This is a genomic window from Rhodococcoides sp. S146-33 (genome assembly GCF_059489205.1).
Map to the genome: position 1 here is coordinate 702518 of NZ_JCAJWY010000001.1, position 16299 is coordinate 718816.

Annotated in this window: 13 protein-coding genes; 9 read left to right on the forward strand and 4 right to left on the reverse strand. The window is 64.6% G+C overall.

Annotated features, from left to right (window positions below; all coding sequences use genetic code 11):
- The gene (locus AC5WEY_RS03360) at positions 1-1149 is read right to left on the reverse strand and encodes a macrolide family glycosyltransferase (RefSeq protein WP_495644674.1); all 1149 of its coding nucleotides are present in this window, start codon (positions 1147-1149) and stop codon (positions 1-3) included.
- Positions 1150-1182: 33 nt separating this feature from the next.
- A complete protein-coding gene (locus AC5WEY_RS03365; protein WP_057476799.1) occupies positions 1183-1497 on the reverse strand; it encodes an ArsR/SmtB family transcription factor in 315 nt (104 codons plus the stop codon).
- Positions 1498-1586: 89 nt separating this feature from the next.
- Here AC5WEY_RS03365 and AC5WEY_RS03370 point away from each other — a divergent pair, with 89 nt between their 5' ends.
- From AC5WEY_RS03370 to AC5WEY_RS03385, 4 genes are all read left to right on the forward strand, one after another.
- Entirely contained in the window at positions 1587-2870 is a 1284-nt protein-coding gene (locus AC5WEY_RS03370; RefSeq protein ID WP_495644675.1) for an MFS transporter, read from the forward strand.
- A complete protein-coding gene (locus AC5WEY_RS03375; RefSeq protein ID WP_495644676.1) occupies positions 2839-3426 on the forward strand; it encodes a GNAT family N-acetyltransferase in 588 nt (195 codons plus the stop codon). Before AC5WEY_RS03370 ends, AC5WEY_RS03375 begins: the two co-directional genes overlap by 32 nt.
- A gap of 9 nt (positions 3427-3435) precedes the next feature.
- Positions 3436-5805, forward strand: a complete 2370-nt coding sequence (locus AC5WEY_RS03380; RefSeq protein ID WP_495644677.1) for a lysylphosphatidylglycerol synthase transmembrane domain-containing protein — start codon at positions 3436-3438, stop codon at positions 5803-5805.
- A gap of 82 nt (positions 5806-5887) precedes the next feature.
- Positions 5888-7741, forward strand: coding sequence for an EAL domain-containing protein (locus AC5WEY_RS03385; protein WP_495644678.1), 1854 nt, complete (start codon positions 5888-5890; stop codon positions 7739-7741).
- A 17-nt stretch (positions 7742-7758) separates the two neighbouring features.
- On the opposite strand, the gene AC5WEY_RS03390 is transcribed toward AC5WEY_RS03385, so the two are convergent.
- Together AC5WEY_RS03390 and AC5WEY_RS03395 are read right to left on the reverse strand one after the other, a co-directional pair.
- Complete coding sequence (locus AC5WEY_RS03390) at positions 7759-8055, reverse strand: putative quinol monooxygenase (protein ID WP_495644679.1); 297 nt, start codon at positions 8053-8055, stop codon at positions 7759-7761.
- A gap of 24 nt (positions 8056-8079) precedes the next feature.
- Positions 8080-9585 carry a PucR family transcriptional regulator gene (locus tag AC5WEY_RS03395; RefSeq protein WP_495644680.1) on the reverse strand — a complete coding sequence of 502 codons (1506 nt, stop codon included), beginning with the start codon at positions 9583-9585 and terminating at the stop codon, positions 8080-8082.
- 147 nt (positions 9586-9732) lie between these two features.
- Here AC5WEY_RS03395 and AC5WEY_RS03400 point away from each other — a divergent pair, with 147 nt between their 5' ends.
- The 5 genes from AC5WEY_RS03400 to AC5WEY_RS03420 all read left to right on the forward strand — a co-directional run bounded on the left by AC5WEY_RS03400 (position 9733) and on the right by AC5WEY_RS03420 (position 16298).
- Complete coding sequence (locus AC5WEY_RS03400; RefSeq protein ID WP_495644681.1) at positions 9733-10599, forward strand: FAD binding domain-containing protein; 867 nt, start codon at positions 9733-9735, stop codon at positions 10597-10599.
- A gap of 2 nt (positions 10600-10601) precedes the next feature.
- Positions 10602-11075, forward strand: coding sequence for a (2Fe-2S)-binding protein (locus tag AC5WEY_RS03405; RefSeq protein ID WP_495644682.1), 474 nt, complete (start codon positions 10602-10604; stop codon positions 11073-11075).
- Positions 11072-12424 carry an 8-oxoguanine deaminase gene (locus AC5WEY_RS03410; RefSeq protein ID WP_495644683.1) on the forward strand — a complete coding sequence of 451 codons (1353 nt, stop codon included), beginning with the start codon at positions 11072-11074 and terminating at the stop codon, positions 12422-12424. Before AC5WEY_RS03405 ends, AC5WEY_RS03410 begins: the two co-directional genes overlap by 4 nt.
- Positions 12421-14745 (forward strand): xanthine dehydrogenase family protein molybdopterin-binding subunit, encoded by a 2325-nt coding sequence (locus tag AC5WEY_RS03415; protein WP_495644684.1) that lies wholly within the window; start codon positions 12421-12423, stop codon positions 14743-14745. The genes AC5WEY_RS03410 and AC5WEY_RS03415 overlap by 4 nt, the downstream gene beginning before the upstream one ends.
- A gap of 110 nt (positions 14746-14855) precedes the next feature.
- Positions 14856-16298: an NCS2 family permease gene (locus AC5WEY_RS03420; protein ID WP_495644685.1), complete on the forward strand. Its 1443-nt coding sequence runs from the start codon at positions 14856-14858 to the stop codon at positions 16296-16298.
- The last annotated feature ends 1 nt before the right edge of the window (position 16299 follow it).

A 16299-nucleotide genomic window follows, 5' to 3' on the forward strand; every position in this document is an offset into this window, starting at 1 on the left:
TCAGCGGCCGAATGCCTCCACCGCATTCGCGGCTTGTTCGACGCCACCGTGCGCTCGCACCTCGGCACCGAGTTCTGCTGCACGTGAACCGAATTCGCGGGCTTCGGCCACAGCCTCTGCCAGCATCACAGCCGTGACCTTCTCGAAGTCCAGGTGCACGCCAACCCCGAGTTCGGCGAGCATCGCGGCGTTGCCGAACTGATCGACAGCCTGCGGTACTGCCACAGTCGGTACGCCGAACCACAGCGCCTCGGTGCACCCGCCCATCCCGGCGTGGGTGACGAAGACGGTGGCGGCGTCCAGTACCGCGAGCTGCGGAACATGTTCGTGTACTTCGACATTCGCAGGGAGGTCACCCAACACGGCCGGATCGACGCGTCGGCCTATGGAGATCACCACATGCCAGTCCGTGTTCCCGAACGCCTCGATGCACAGTCGATAGAACTCGGGTCGCTCGTTGTATCCGGTACCGAGCGAGATGTACAGGATCGGCCCCTCGGGTGCCGTCCAGCTGCGGTCACTCAGGCGTACCGGATCCAGGCACGGGCCGACGAACTGCACCGACTCGGCCACTCGGTCTGCATGCGGCTGCATCACCCGCGGAATCAGCGACAGGCAGTGCGCCGGATACGTGATCCACTCCCACGGATCGGCGTCGATGTCGTTCTCTCGCAACCAGGTTGCATAGGTATCGCGGTAGACGACACCGGTCGGCGACTCTCGGATAGCGGCCATCCCGTCCCCGAGATCCTCGGCATACCCGTCCCACGCCACGTACGTCGGCGAGAGTTGCACGGCAGGCACCCCGTAGCGCACCCCCAGGACCGGTGCAGTCATGCCGCCGATGTCGTACAGCAACAGCTCCGGCTGATCGTCGTCGTACACCGCGGTGAGCACCGGAAACGACTGTATCGCCTCGTCGAGGAACACCTGCATGGCCGAGGCCGGATCATCGGGCCACGACGCCTCTCCGTCAGGGAGTATCGACTCGAACGAGACCACCTCCACGCCTGCGGGTTCCACCATGTGCCGCAGAGAATCTCCGATGGCATAGGTGACGCGATGCCCGCGTCGCACCAACTCGGTGATGACGGCCAGTGATGGATAGATGTGACTGGGAGCCGTCGTGCCGATCATTGCGATGTGCATGGGCATCACCGTACGACGGGCGTCCGCTTCGGGCTAGCGGTTTTCGTTGGCGATCAGATCGAGCAGACCGGGGAACCGATCCTCGAGCTCTCGGCGACGCAGCGTGACCTTCCGACTGTTACCGCGGTCCACCTGAAAGACCAGCCCTGCTTCTCGCAGCACTCGAAAATGGTGCGTGAGAGTCGATTTGGTCACCCCGAGCTCGAACGACATGCACGTTCGCTCGGCACCATCGTCGTCGCCGACGAGTTCGGTGACCACCTTACGACGCAGCGGATCCGCCAGTGCCGACATCACTGCACCGAGCTGCATTTCCTCGGGCTCCGGATGCCCGTTCTCGTCTGCCATGCGCTCCTCCCGCGTCAAGGTACGACTTGCGCCGTACCTCAAAACCTGTTCTAGTACGAAAAGCATCGTACCTAAGCGCAGGGGGATTCATGAGGGCAGTTCTACCGGTCGTACTTGTAGCGCAGTTCGTCGTGCCGATGTCGATCTCCGGTACAGCCATTGCACTCCCGGTGATCGCGGCCGATCTCGGCTCCGATCCCACGCCCCTGCAGTGGGTCGTCAACGGCTTCAACGTCGCGTTCGCCCTGTTCACCGTCGTCTGGGGTGCGGTGTCGGATCGCATCGGCCACCGCACGTCGTTCCGCATCGGTGTGCTGCTCACTGCCACCGCCAGCCTGGTCAGCGCACTCGCGCCCTCATTACTCGTACTCGACGCGGCGCGGGTTGTCGCGGGCACCGGTGCCGCCGCGGTTCTGGTGGGCTCGACGTCGATTCTGTCGCTGCATTTTCACGGGACCGCGCGGGCCACGGCATTCGCACTGTTCGGCACCGTGAACGGGCTCGGCTTGGCACTGGGGCCCACTATCTCCGGCCTGCTGATCGCCGCGGTCGACTGGCGCGGGGTATTCGCCGCTCAGGCGATCGTCCTACTGGTCGCTGCCGTCGGCACACTGGCCTTGCCTGCGCTGCGAAGCGAATCGACCGCGAACCGTCTGCTGGATTTCACGCTGCTGCGCAACCGTCGATTCCTCTCGTTGTGCCTGGTCCCGGTCGCCGGAGCCATCGGCTTCGTAACTCTGCTCACCTACCTGCCGGCCGCGCTCAGCGCCGTCGCGTCGCTGACCCCCGGCCGAGCCGGGCTGTTCATGTTGGCAATGACCATCCCGGTTCTTCTCGCTCCACTGACCGTCGCACGACTGAGCGCGATGTTCGACGCCGTCACGCCCACTCGCGTCATCCTCGCGAGCCTCGGCTTCCTCGTACTCGGCAACCTCGGCATGCTGGCGCTGCAGCCCGGCGTCCCGCTTGCCGCCGTCGTTGTCCCCATGATCGCGGTGGGGCTCGGATTCGGTCTGCCCATCGGCCTGGTCGACGGCGAAGCACTCGCCGCGGTTCCGCCGCACAGCAGCGGCACCGCCGCCGGGGTACTCAACCTGTTCCGCATCGGCAGCGAAGCCATCGCGGTCGCTGGCTATTCCTGGCTACTGGCCTTCCTCATCCGAAGCGAACTCACCGATCGAGTCGATGCCGACGCCGCTGCATCCGGGCAACCCGGATTCGCCGATGCCTACGCACACGCGTTCACCGAGGTGATCGCCCTCGTCGTCATCGCTGTCGCGGTCACCGCAGCGACAATCATTGCGCTTTCCCGGACGGCACGATCCGACGTATCGTCGGCGAATGCCTTTTCTGCAACCGGTGACCCTCGCTGACGATCTCGTGACCCTGGAGCCGCTGAGCCACGACCATCTCGAAGGACTGTCCGACGCCGCCCGCGACGGCGAGTTGTGGAACCTCTGGTACACCAGCGTTCCGAAACCCGAGGACATGGCGGCAGAGATCGATCGTCGGCTCGGACTGCTCGAAACAGGAAGCATGCTTCCGTTCACGCTGCGCCGCAACGACACCGGCCAGATCATCGGTGCGACGACGTTCTGCAACGTCGACTCGACCAACCGCCGGGTCGAGATCGGGTACACCTGGAATGCCCGCTCCGCGCACGGAACCGGCACCAACGCCGCGAGCAAACTGCTGCTGCTGACGCATGCCTTCGAGGAACTGGGCTGCATCGCCGTCGAATTTCGCACGCACTGGATGAACCTGCAATCGCGCACGGCGATCGCAAAGCTCGGCGCCAAGCAGGACGGCATTCTGCGCAATCATCAACGCATGCCCGACGGTTCACTGCGCGACACCGTGGTGTTCTCGATCATCGAATCCGAATGGCCCGCCGTCCGCAACGAACTCCGCAGGCGTACCGCACGGTAGGTTGGCCCCATGCGTGTGGATGGGCGGGACATTCCCGTAGCGGGGAACCTGCTTCAACCGCTGGTGCGAAGAACCAGCGACATCATTCGGGTCGTGTCGGCTGTGGTGCTGCTCGGTGTGGTCATCGCCGGTTCGCTGATCACCAGAAATCAGTGGGATGCGCTCGAGCAATCGGTGTCGAACATCGTCGGTGTACTCAGCCCCGATCAGTCCAATGCCGTCTATATCGTCTACGGCGTCGCCATTCTCGCGCTTCCGTTCGGAGTGCTGATCGGCCTGATTGCCGGCCGTAAATGGAAACTGCTCGCCGGCTACGCAGCAGCGGCACTGCTGGCCGCAATGGCGCTGTCGATCACCGGCACCGGAATCTCCACTCCCACCTGGGACCTGGACGTTCCCGAGCGACTGGACACCTTCCTTTCGCAGTTCCTCGACGACTCACGTTGGATCGCCATGTTGGCTGCGGCCCTGACGGTGTCCGGCCCCGGCTTACCCGCGCGGTGGCGTCGGGCATGGTGGACGCTGTTGCTCGCGTTCGTGCCGATTCATCTGGTCGTCTCCACCGTCGTCCCGGCTCGCTCGATGCTCGGCCTCGCCGTCGGGTGGCTCGTCGGAGCCGTCATCGTCCTGTTGGTCGGCACACCCGCTCTCGAGGTTCCGCTCGACGCAGCAGTTCGTCTGTTCCGCGATCGCGGCGTCACCATCGACAAGTTCACCGTGGTGCGTCCCGCCGGACCGGGTCCGTTGGTGTTGAACGCACACACGCCCGACGCCGACGTGCTGGTCGAGTTGTACGGGCAGAATCAGCGCAGCGGCGGCGCCCTCCGACAGTTCTGGCGATGGATCACGCGACGGGGCAGTGAGACTGCGCCACTCCATGCATCGATGCGCCGGGCCGTCGAGCATCGAGCCCTGATGGGTTTGGCCATCGAGAGGCTGGGTGCGGCGGGCAGCCATCCGCTGGCGGTAGCGGCGCTCGATCGGGGGTGGACGTTGTACGCGCACGACCTACCCCACGGTCAATCGATCGAGGCCGAGCACGACGACGCCACCCTCACCGCGTTGTGGAAGGCACTGAACACCCTGCACGAGAACCAGATCTCGCACGGGGATCTGCATCGAGGCGAACTTCGAATCGACGAGGGTCGAGCCTTGTTCTGCGGTTACGGCCACGCCGAACTGGGTGCGTCCGATGCCCAGATGCAATCGGATGTGGCGCAGCTGTTGCTCACCACCGCAGACCTTTTCGGCCCTCGCCGTGCCGTTGCGACGGCCGTCGGCGTCCTCGGCTTCGATACCGTGATCGCGGCATCGGGCCGGCTCACCAAGTCCGCCATTCCGTCTCGGATTCGTCAATCGGTTCACGACGCAGGCAAGACGATGAAGGCCGTCCGGCTCGAGGTGCTCGAGCAGACCGGTGCCGCCAAGATCGAGGCCGAACAGGTCACTCGCTTCAGCCGAAACCAGATCATCTCGCTCGTGTTGTTGATCGGATTGGTCTACGTCGCGTACCCGTTCATCAGTGCGGTGCCTGCGTTCGTGACCGAACTGGGTTCGGTGAACTGGTGGTGGGTTCTGCTCGGGTTGGCGGTCTCTGCTCTGACGTACGTCGGTGCCGGAGCTGCGTTGTGGGCGTGCGCGTTCGGCAAGGTCAGCTTCTGGAATCTGACGGTCATGCAGGTGGCCAACACCTTCGCCGCGACGACGACCCCCGCGGGCGTCGGAGGCCTGGCTCTGAGTGTGCGATTCCTGCAGAAGGGCGGGCTGGGCGCTGTTCGCGCGACTGCGGCTGTGGCACTGCAACAATCGGTCCAGGTGATCACGCACGTGAGCCTGTTGATCTTCTTCAGCGTCGTCGCCGGTACCTCCTCGGGACTGTCGAACATGGTGCCCGGCAACACCGTGCTGTATCTGATCGCCGGTGCCGCATTCGGCGTCGTCGGGACGTTCATGTTCGTACCCAAGCTCAGGCTGTGGCTCAAAGTGGCCGTCCGGCCGCAGGTCACCGAAGTCCTCACCGAACTGGGCGAGCTTGCGCGAGACCCCAAGCGCTTCTCGATCATCATTCTTGGTTGCGCCGCAACGACATTGGGTGCAGCGCTGGCATTGTGGGCGAGCATCGAAGCCTTCGGCGGTGGCACGACCTTCGTGACCGTGACCGTCGTGACGATGATCGGCGGAACCCTCGCGTCCGCTGCGCCGACACCCGGCGGCGTCGGTGCCGTGGAAGCCGCCCTGATCGGCGGTCTTGCCGCGTTCGGTCTACCTGCCTCGATCGCAGTACCGTCGGTGTTGCTCTACCGGGTGCTGACCTGCTGGTTGCCGGTGTTCCTGGGGTGGCCCACGCTGCGTTGGATGACCGAGAAAGACATGGTCTGACCCCGTAGGCCGACGGGTACGCCCGATTTCGGCCTCGCCAGAGGTCGCGCTGGTAGCGTTCGTGATGGCCGGGGATCTGCCCATGAGAGGTACGCCCATTTCCAGACCAGGGATTACGGTGGAGGCCGAAGGCCGCACGCAGTACAGACCTGGGATCGGCACCCCTCTCGACAGTGTCGAGGACGACTACACCTACTTCGCGAACACCGCGCGTGAGCGGTGGGTGCGTTATTTCATCGGAGTCGTGACGCTCCTGTTCGGGGTGTCCGGCGTCCTGATGTCTGCCACCGGCATCCACTACGAGGGCCTCGACGTCTACATCTTCATCGGCTCGTTGACGACGATTCCGGTGGCGCTCGCCTGGTTCCTGAGGCCGTGGCCGTCACCACGAGTGGCCAACGCCTTTGTTCTTTACGCCGACATCGGCGTCGTAGCCACCCTGTTCAGCAGCACGAACTACCTCGTTCCGCTGACCGGGTGCATGATGTTCACCATCGTGGCGGTCTTCACCGTCATTGCCAGTTCGTTTCGAGTGATGTGGGCTCACCTCGCCGTCTCGTTGACGACGGTGCTCGCTCTGTCCGTCCTCGCGGTGAATCAGGGAACGAACCTGTGGCTGGTGGCCGCCACCGCGGTCACCGTCGTCACGCTGTACCTCACCCCACTGATGATGCGGGCCTACATTCGATATCTGCGTTCTCGGGCGTCGGGTGCAGTCACCGATTCGTTGACGGGACTGTACAACCGGCGTGGATTGCTCGAAGCGATCGACGGCGTCGGAATCGCCTATGCCGACGATGCATCCGATCGAACCATCGGCGTCACCGTTCTCGACATCGACCGGTTCAAGGAAATCAACGACCGGTTCGGTCACCCGACGGGCGACGCCGTGTTGATCGAGATCGCAGCGCGACTCACCGCTGCGGTCCCGCGGTCGTCGGTGGTCTCGAGGCTGAGTGGAGACGAGTTCGTGGTGGTCCACGTCGGTTCCCCCGGCGACATCGAATCGACTGTCGACAAGATCCGGAGCGGTCTCGACGAGACGTTCTCCGGGCCGCCGTTCACCGCCAGCCTCGGATCTGCCGTGGAATCTCTCGGGCACGAACCCGTCACCCCGACGGTGGTGCGCAAATTGATCGCGCTGGCCGATATCGAGATGTATCGCAACAAGTCTCGGCTGGCCGAGGACGACGGCCGCGCGCGCGGGAGCAGCACCGGAACGCGCGCCGACATTCGCACTCGCATCGAAGGTCTGATCTCCCGAGGTGGGCCGGACGTGGTGTTCCAACCCATTTGCGACACCGTCACCACTACCGTCGTCGGCTACGAGGCGCTGTCGCGTTTTCCGTTCGGGTTCGGCTCGCCGACGATGTGGTTTCGCGACGCCACCAACGCCGGAATCGGGCCGCTTCTCGAGGTTGCGGCCATCGACCGTGCCCTCGTTGCCGCCCAGTCTCTGCCTCGCGGAATTTTCATCTCCCTCAACGCATCTGCCGAGACCATTCGTTCCACGGACCTGGCTGCGAAGCTACGACCGTTCCAGAAAGACCGAACGTTCCACATCGAGATCACCGAACACGAACGAGTCGACGACTACCTCGCCGTCGCTCGCACCATCGAATCCCTACGCGTGGAGGGTATCTCGATCTCCGTCGACGACGTCGGTGCCGGCTTCGCCGGCCTACGCCAAGTGGTCGAGCTGAGGCCCGACACTCTCAAGGTCGACTACGCATTGGTGCACGGAATCGACACCGATACGGTCCGACGGGCCGCCGCTGCATCGGTGATCGGATTTGCGCACGAAATCGGCTCCACCGTCATCATGGAAGGTGTGGAGACAGAGGCGGAACTGCAGGTCGCCGTCGAACTCCGAGCCGATATGGTGCAGGGCTTCCTCACCGGCAGGCCACTTCCGTTGGCGAGCATCGTCGACTGACGGTGCCGCGCGCAGTGTCAGATCGACGAATCGACGGTGAATTTCGTCAGCACAGGCGCGGCGGCCAACAGCGGCGGCATCTCGGTGATCTTGCCCGGCCCGGCGCGAAACTCGCGGTAGTTCGCGTCGGCCTCGGCTGACTCCCACGTCTCGTAGGCGACGACATGCGCCTCGTTCTCCTCGTCCACCCACACCTCCACGCCGAGGCAGCCCTCGAACGCGCGGGTATCGGCAAGCACGGTGCGCAGCAACGCACGCGCATCGGCAAGAGCTTCGGGCTTGAACGTCAGATCCAGTGTTGCGATGAGAGCCATGCCTCCAGGGTAGACCGGGACGCATCATCTCAGCCGAAGAGCCAAGTAGAACTCGATTCTGTCCTCCAGTCGCGACAGGTCACGGCCGGTGAGTTCCTCGATGCGCTGCATTCGGTACCTAACCGAATTGACGTGCATGTGTAATTGCTCGGCGCAGCGGGTCCAGGCACCGTTGGTGTCGAGGTAGACCGACAGCGTGGCGATGAGATCGCTGTTGTGCTGATCGTCGTACTCCGTCAGAGGATCCAGCAGCCTCGAGGTGAACATCCGTCGGACGTCGTCAGGAACATTTGCCAGAAGTATTGTCAGCGTAGCCAATTCGTCATGCCCGACGACGCTGCAATCCGCACCCCGTCCCTCGGCCAGCCGGCGAGCGTAGCGCGCTTCCTCGATTGCACTTCTGATGTCGGCGGCCGCGGTGGGAGCACTGACCCCGATGGTGGTGCCGCTACCGATCAATCCCGGGGCCACGGACCGGACGGCACGCCGAATGGAGTCGGTCTTGTCGGTGCGGGCCTCCACCAGAGCGATGGCCTCGTTCTCGACGACTCCCAGCGTGATGTCGAGAGGTGCGAGCAATTCTCGCAGCAGCGGCCGCAACTCACCGAGCCGTAGAGCCTCGCCGGAGGTCGCAGCAACGATTGCCGCATAGCGTGTTTCGGTGTCGAGTCCGATGACGTGCATCTGCGCCAGGATGTCGGCCGGTGTCGCGCCACCCACGATGGAGCGGACGAATTCCTGCGCCAGGATGCCCGATCCGGACACGCGTTCGTCGACGCGACCGCGTTCGACGGCGACGATCGACGCCAACTGTCCGGCCAACGATGTTCTCGGAACATCCCATGTCTGCCAATCGCTTTCGAGAGCAACGAACCAGTCCACGACGCGAGGAGTGGCCTCCCCGTCGACCGGAAAGATCGACACCCGCTGCGTTGGGCAATATCGCGGAAGACGTACCGATGTCATGAACTCTTGCGCCACGGCCGCAGTGTCGGGCGGGTTCTCGGATCCGGCGAGAACGCGTCCCGACGACGTGACGACCCAGCACCTCATACCCAGATCGGAACTCACCATCTCCAACAGCGGCCCCAGGCCGCCGCCGGGTCCGGCGCTCGCCACCAGGCGTCGATGCCGATCCAGCACGAGGCTCAGATCCGATGCTCGCGCCGTCGAGAGCTGACGCACGACGCTTTCGGTGACCGTGGCGAACGCGATGTCGGCCGGCACCCGAAACAGCGGCAGACCGTGTTCGCGGCAGGCATCGACCAGGTCGTCCGGCACGACACCGCCATCGGAGGCCGCTAGCGCCGCGATCCCGGCCTTGGACACCGCCCGCACGAATGTTCTCGAATCCTCCGGGCCCGCCCGCCACATCAAGCCGGTCAGCACCAGTTCGCCGCCGCTGAGGTAGCGGCTCGGGTCGAGCATGTCGGTGGTGACGACCCACCTGATCGTCGGGTCGAAATGCTCGGGAGTCACGACCGGCTGCAGCTTCAGATCGGGAAGATCGGCCAGATCACGCAGTCTCACGGTGTCATCGACCTCCTCTTCGTAGGATCCTCCAAAACCTACACTGTGATCGGCGTCATACTTCGTCGTTCCTGTCCCTCGTTCCTGTCTCGCTCGGCGGCTGTACTGGGTGAACACAGAATATGGACAGCGAGCGGAGCACCGAATATGGATTTCCTGCGACCACAGACCTGGGTCGATGCGTTGGCCGCCAAGGCCGACGACGTCGACGTGGTGCCCATCCAGGGCGGCACCGACGTCATGGTCGAAATGAACTTCGACCTGCATCGGCCGGGCGGATTGCTCGACCTGAACCCGATCACCGAACTCACCGAGTGGGAGGAGCTGGCCGACGGCACGCTCCGGGTCGGAGCAGGCGTGCCGTACGTGCGCATCATCGCCGAGCTAGGAGCCAGGCTTCCGGGCATCTCACAGGCGTCCCGCACCGTCGGTTCCCCGCAGATCCGTAATCGCGGCACCGTCGGCGGCAATCTCGGTGGCGCATCCCCCGCCGGAGATCTGCACGCGCCCTTGCTCGCTGCGGGCGCAACCGTGGAAGTCGAGTCGGCCGCACGCGGCGTGCGGATGATCCCCGCCACCGACTTCTACCTCGGTGTCAAGCGCAACTGCTGCGAGCCCGACGAGCTGATCCGAGCGTTCCACGTCATGCCGGCTGCGGGACCTCAGTACTTCTCCAAGATCGGCACTCGCAACGCGATGGTCATTGCTGTGTGCTCGTTCTCGATCGCACTGTTTCCGCAGGAGGGCCGCGTCGGCACCGGTCTCGGCTCCGCTGCGCCGACGCCGCGTCGGGCTTACGATGCCGAGAACTACCTCGCGGCCGAGCTCGACTGGGACGGTGCCCTCGATCCACGGGTGTCCGAGGAATTCGGCCGATTGGTCAGTGCGGCAGCAAGTCCCATCGACGACGTACGAGGCACTGCCGATTACCGCAAGCACGCCCTCTCCGTGATGGCCCGGCGCACGCTGGGTTGGGCATGGCGAGACCTCACAGCCGCACGGAAGGTGGCCTGAACATGCGAGTCAACTGCACCATCAACGGAAAAGACATGGAATCCGACGACGTCTGGGAGGGCGAGAGTCTGCTGTACCTGTTGCGTGAACGCATGGGTCTTCCCGGATCCAAGAACGCGTGCGAACAGGGTGAATGCGGATCGTGCACGGTCTATCTCGACGGCATCCCGGCCTGCGCCTGCCTGGTGGCCGCCGGCCAGGTCGAGGGCCGCGAGATTCGTACCGTCGAAGGCCTCGCAGACGGTGACAAGCTCGACCCCATGCAGGAGGCGTTCGTCGAGTGCGGAGCCGTCCAGTGCGGCTTCTGCACCCCGGGACTCGTAGTCCAGGCGCACGATCTCATCGAGCGCGTTCCCAACCCGTCCGACGTCGAGATTCGCGAGTCTCTCGCCGGAAACCTCTGCCGCTGTACCGGATACGAGAAGATCCTGGACGCCGTACGGCTCGCAGCAACCCGAAAGGCCGAAGCCAAATGACCACCGTCATCTCGGGCGCGTACATCGCCCCGATCGTCGGCGACGAAATCCCGAACGGCTACCTCGTTGTCGAGGGCACCACGATCAGCGCCATCGGTTCGGGCCCGGCACCGATCATCGCCGGGGCCGAGACGATCGATGCGTCCGGCTGCCTCGTCACCCCCGGGCTGGTGAACACTCACCACCACCTCTACCAGTGGGCCTCTCAAGGTTTGGCCAAGGACAACACGCTGTTCGAATGGCTTGTTGCACTGTACAAGCCATGGTCCAAGATGGATGCCGAAGTCGTCGGCGGAGCCGCCGCAGCCGGTCTGGGATGGCTGGCGAAGTCCGGGTGCACCACGAGCACCGACCACCATTACATCTTCCCCAAGGGCCGAGGCGATCTGTTCGCCGCTGAGATCGATGCGGCACAGCGCATCGGTGTCCGCTTCCAACCGTGCCGCGGCTCGATGGACCGGGGTGTGTCCGACGGCGGCCTGCCGCCGGACGAGGTGGTCGAATCGCTCGACGACATCCTCACCGCCACCGCCGAGGCCATCGACACGTATCACGACGCGTCCTTCGGCTCCATGCTTCGCATCGCGGTCGCACCCTGTTCGCCCTTTTCCATCAGCAAAGAGTTGCTCGTGGAGTCCGCCGGGCTCGCTCGCGCCAAAGGCGTTCGGCTGCATACCCACCTTGCCGAGACCCTCGACGAGGAGGAGCACTGCCTCGCTCAGATGAACTGCACCCCGGTCGAGTACATGGAGCAGGTCGGCTGGCTCGGTGACGATGTGTGGTTCGCCCACGCAGTCCACCTGCACGACTCCGACATCGCGAAGATGGCGGCCACCGGCACCGGCACTGCCCACTGCCCGAGTTCCAATGCACGGCTGGGCGCGGGCATCGCCCGTATTTCCGATCTGCTCGCGGCCGGCGCACCCGTCGGCCTCGGTGTCGACGGCTCCGCCTCGGCCGAGATGGTGCCGCTGGCCGGTGAAGTGCGTCAGGCGATGTACATGCAGCGAGCCAAGTTCGGTCCCACGGCACTGACCGCGCGTCAGGCCCTCGAGATCGGAACCATAGGCGGCGCAACGATACTCGGTCGCCAGCGCGAGATCGGTTCGCTCGAGGTCGGCAAGCTGGCCGACATCGCGATCTGGCGCATCGACGGGTTCTACTCGGCCGTGGACGATCCGGTCGTCGCGTTCGCATACGGGCAGACACCACCGCTCGCGCGATTGATGGTGGGCGGTCGGACGATCGTCGAAAACGACGTTCTGACCAGCGCACCGCAGGACGAAATAGGCCGCGCCGGAGCCGATGCGCACCGTCGCCTGATGAAACTCGCGGAGGATGTGCTGTGAGCGCCCCGACCACGACACCCCGGCAAGCTCCCGCCGACATCCCGGCCCCGGGCCGTGGCCGCGTCGGCGACAGCCCACTGCGACCCGACGGCACGTTGAAGGTGAAGGGCGAGTTCGCCTATTCGTCCGACCTGTTCATCGACGGCATGCTCTGGGGCGCAACGCTTCGCAGCCCGCATCCCCGCGCGAGGATCGTCTCCGTCGACATCTCGAAGGCGTTGGCAACGCCCGGCGTCGAAGCTGTCCTCACGCACGAGGACGTCCCCGGACGTAAATGCTTCGGCCTCGACCACACGTGGGACCAGCCGGTGCTGGCCTTCGAAGAGGTGCGGCACGAGGGTGAACCGATAGCGCTGATCGCAGCCGACCATCCCGAAACCGCGCGGCGCGCAATGGAAAAGATCGTCGTGGTCTACGAGGTGCTCGAGCCACTGACCGATGCCCGTCGCGCAGCCCTGGATCCGGAGTACCCGAAGGTGCAGGAACGCGGCGGAGTGGCGCGGCATCAGCCGGTTCGCGTCGGCAACGTCGCCGCGGCTCGGGCGACCGCGGACGTCGTCGTCAGCAGCGACTTCTCGGTCGGAATCCAGGACCAGGCATTCCTCGGACCGGAATCCGGACTTGCCGTACCGGCCGAGGACGGCGGCATCGATCTGTATGTCGCAACCCAGTGGATGCACAACGACCTCGCGCAGATCGGCCCGTGCCTCGGCCTGCCCGAAGAGAAGATCCGGATGACGCTCGCCGGCGTCGGCGGAGCGTTCGGTGGTCGCGAGGACCTCTCGATGCAGATCCACGCCGCGATGCTCGCAATGCACACCGGAAAGCCCGTCAAGATCGTCTACAACCGCTACGAGTCGTTCTTCGGTCACGTGCACCGGCACCCCGCGCAAATGCACTACGAGTACGGTGCGACCAGCGACGGCAAGCTCGTGTTCGCCGACGTCGAGATCATCCTCGACGGTGGCGCATACACCTCGGCCACCTTGAACGTCGTCGGCAACGCGGCCTCGCTCGGCGTCGGACCATACGTCATCCCCAACATCGAGATCGACGCGTACGGGGTCTACACCAACAACCCGCCGTGTGGTGCGATGCGCGGATTCGGCGCAGTACAAGCATGTTTCGCGTACGAGTCGATGATGGACAAGCTCGGCGAAGCCTGCGGCATCGGGCCCGTCGCCATCCGTCAGATCAACGCCGTCAGCCAGGGCTCGATTCTGGCGACCGGTCAGGTCATCGAAGCGCCGGCACCTCTCGCCGAGATGCTCGCCCGAGCGGAAGCGATGGAACTACCTGCCCAGCTGGATGCGTCGGATATCCGCAACCTGCCGGGCGGAGCCTCGCAGACCACGCACGGAGAAGGCGTCGTACGCGGGATCGGCTACGGCGTCGGGATCAAGAACATCTGCTTCTCCGAGAACTACGACGACTACTCCACTGCACGCGTCCGTCTCGAGGTGATCGGCGGCGAGGCAACGGCATTGGTCCACACCGCTGCCGCAGAGGTGGGGCAGGGTCTGGTGACGTTGGAAGCGCAGATCGCCCGCACCGAACTCGGCGTCACCAAGGTCGTCATCCACCCGGCCGACACCAAGGTCGGCAACGCGGGATCGTCCTCGGCGTCACGGCAGTCGTACATGACCGGTGGAGCCGTCAAGACCGCGTGCGAGGCCGTCCGTGAGGCGGTCTTCGTCTTGGCCGGCCTGTACCTCGGTCGTGCGATGGCCGAGCTGAGCCTCGACGGCGGCAAGATCGTCTCGGCCACCGACGGTGTGTTGGCCACCATCGAGGACGTGCTCGGCGACCGAGTCATCGAGCAGACGCGCGAATTTCACCATCGTCCCACCAGCGGAATGGATCCCGTCACCGGACAGGGCGCGAGCCACACCCAGCTCGCCCTGTGTGTCCACCGCGCGGTGGTGGACGTCGACGTCGATCTCGGGCTCGTGAAGGTGGTCGAGATGGCCGCTGTTCAGGACGTCGGCAAGATCCTCAACCGTCTCTCGCTCGAGGGCCAGATCCACGGCGGCACAGCCCAAGGGCTCGGTCTTGCCGTGATGGAGGAGATCGTCGTCGTCGACGGTCTGGTGAAGAACCCGTCGTTCACCGACTACCTCATCCCGACGATTCTCGACATGCCGCCCATGAAGCTGGACATTCTGGAGAACCCGGATCCGTTGGCACCCTACGGCCTTCGTGGCGCGGGCGAGCCGCCCACGCTGTCCTCGACGCCTGCCGTAGTCGCTGCCATCCGCAACGCCACCGGGCTCGCCTTGACCCGAGTTCCCGTTCGACCCGAACACATCGTCAACCCCTGATTCATTCGATGAGACCTTCTCCAGCACAGCGCGACCCGAGGCCAACTCCCCCGGCACGGTCACCGTCACACGCTCGGAGAATGGTTGATCACGCCCTGGGAGGGCCGATCATGACCGATGTACACACACCCAGTACTCGCAAGAGCGGACGAGGTCGATCTCAGATCGACAAGTTCTTCGATATCACCGCCCGAGGTTCGTCGGTATCACGTGAGATCCGCGGCGGTGTCACCACTTTCGTGGCGATGGCGTACCTGATCGTCCTCATTCCGCTGATCATCGGCGATGCGCGCGATGTCACGGGCGCGACGCTCGATGCGGCACAACTGTCGACGATGGTCGCTCTGTCTGCCGGCCTGACGACCGTATTGATGGGCGTCGTCGGCAACGCGCCCCTCGCGATGGCGGCCGGCCTCGGCGTCACCCCCATCGTGGTGTTTCAGGCGGCCCCGTACATGACGTGGCCGCAGGCAATGGGCCTGGTGGTGCTCGAGGGCGTGATCATCGTCGTCTTCGCCCTCACCGGTATTCGGCAGCTCATCATGGATGCGATTCCGCTGGTGCTCAAGCAAGCGATCGGCGTCGGAATCGGCGCGTTCATCGCGCTCATCGGACTGGTCGACGCCGGCTTCGTCGGACACCACGAAGCCGCCTCCACCGCGGTCACTCTCGGCACGTTCGGCAAGCTCGCAGGCTGGCCGGTGTTCGTTTTCTGTGTCGGCCTGATCCTGATGATCATGCTGTTCGTTCGGAAAGTGCCGGGCGCGATGCTGATCGGTATCTTCGTCGCCACCAATCTTGCGATCATCCTGAACTCGGTGTTCGACATCGCACCGGAAGCGTGGGGTCCGGTAGTGCCGAAGGTGCCCGATTCCATCGTCGCCACACCGCAATTCGACCTGCTCTTCAACGTCGACCTGTTCGGCGGGTTCGCTCGGGCAGGTGTCGTCACGGCCTCGGTGGTGCTGTTCACGCTCGTGCTCTCGGGTTTCTTCGACGCCATGGGCACCATCCTGGGCGTCGGCGAAGAAGCGGGCCTGGTCGACAAGCAGGGCAGGATGCCGGGATTGAGCCGCATCCTCACCGTCGACGGCATCGGTGCCATCGTCGGAGGTGCGATCAACGGATCCGCCAACACTGCCGTCGTCGAGTCCGCTGCCGGCGTCACCGAAGGTGCCCGAACCGGTCTCGCGAGCGTCGTCACCGGCGGATTGCTGACCAGTCTGATCTTCTTCACCCCGTTGGCCGGGGTGGTCCCCGTCGGTGCAGCAGCCCCCGCGCTGGTTCTGGTGGGCGCGCTGATGATGACGCACGTACGCAAGATCGACTGGGAGAACACCGAAATCGCGATCCCGGCCTTCCTGACCATCGTGCTGATGCCCTTCACGTACTCGATCACCGTGGGAGTCGCAGCGGGTGTCATCTCGTACACCCTGGTCCGCCTCGCCAAAGGCAAAGCACGCCAGACGCATTGGCTGCTGTACCTGATGTCGGGAATCTTCCTGGTCTACTTCGCCCTGCACCCCATCGAAGAAGCGTTGGGAATCTCGTAAC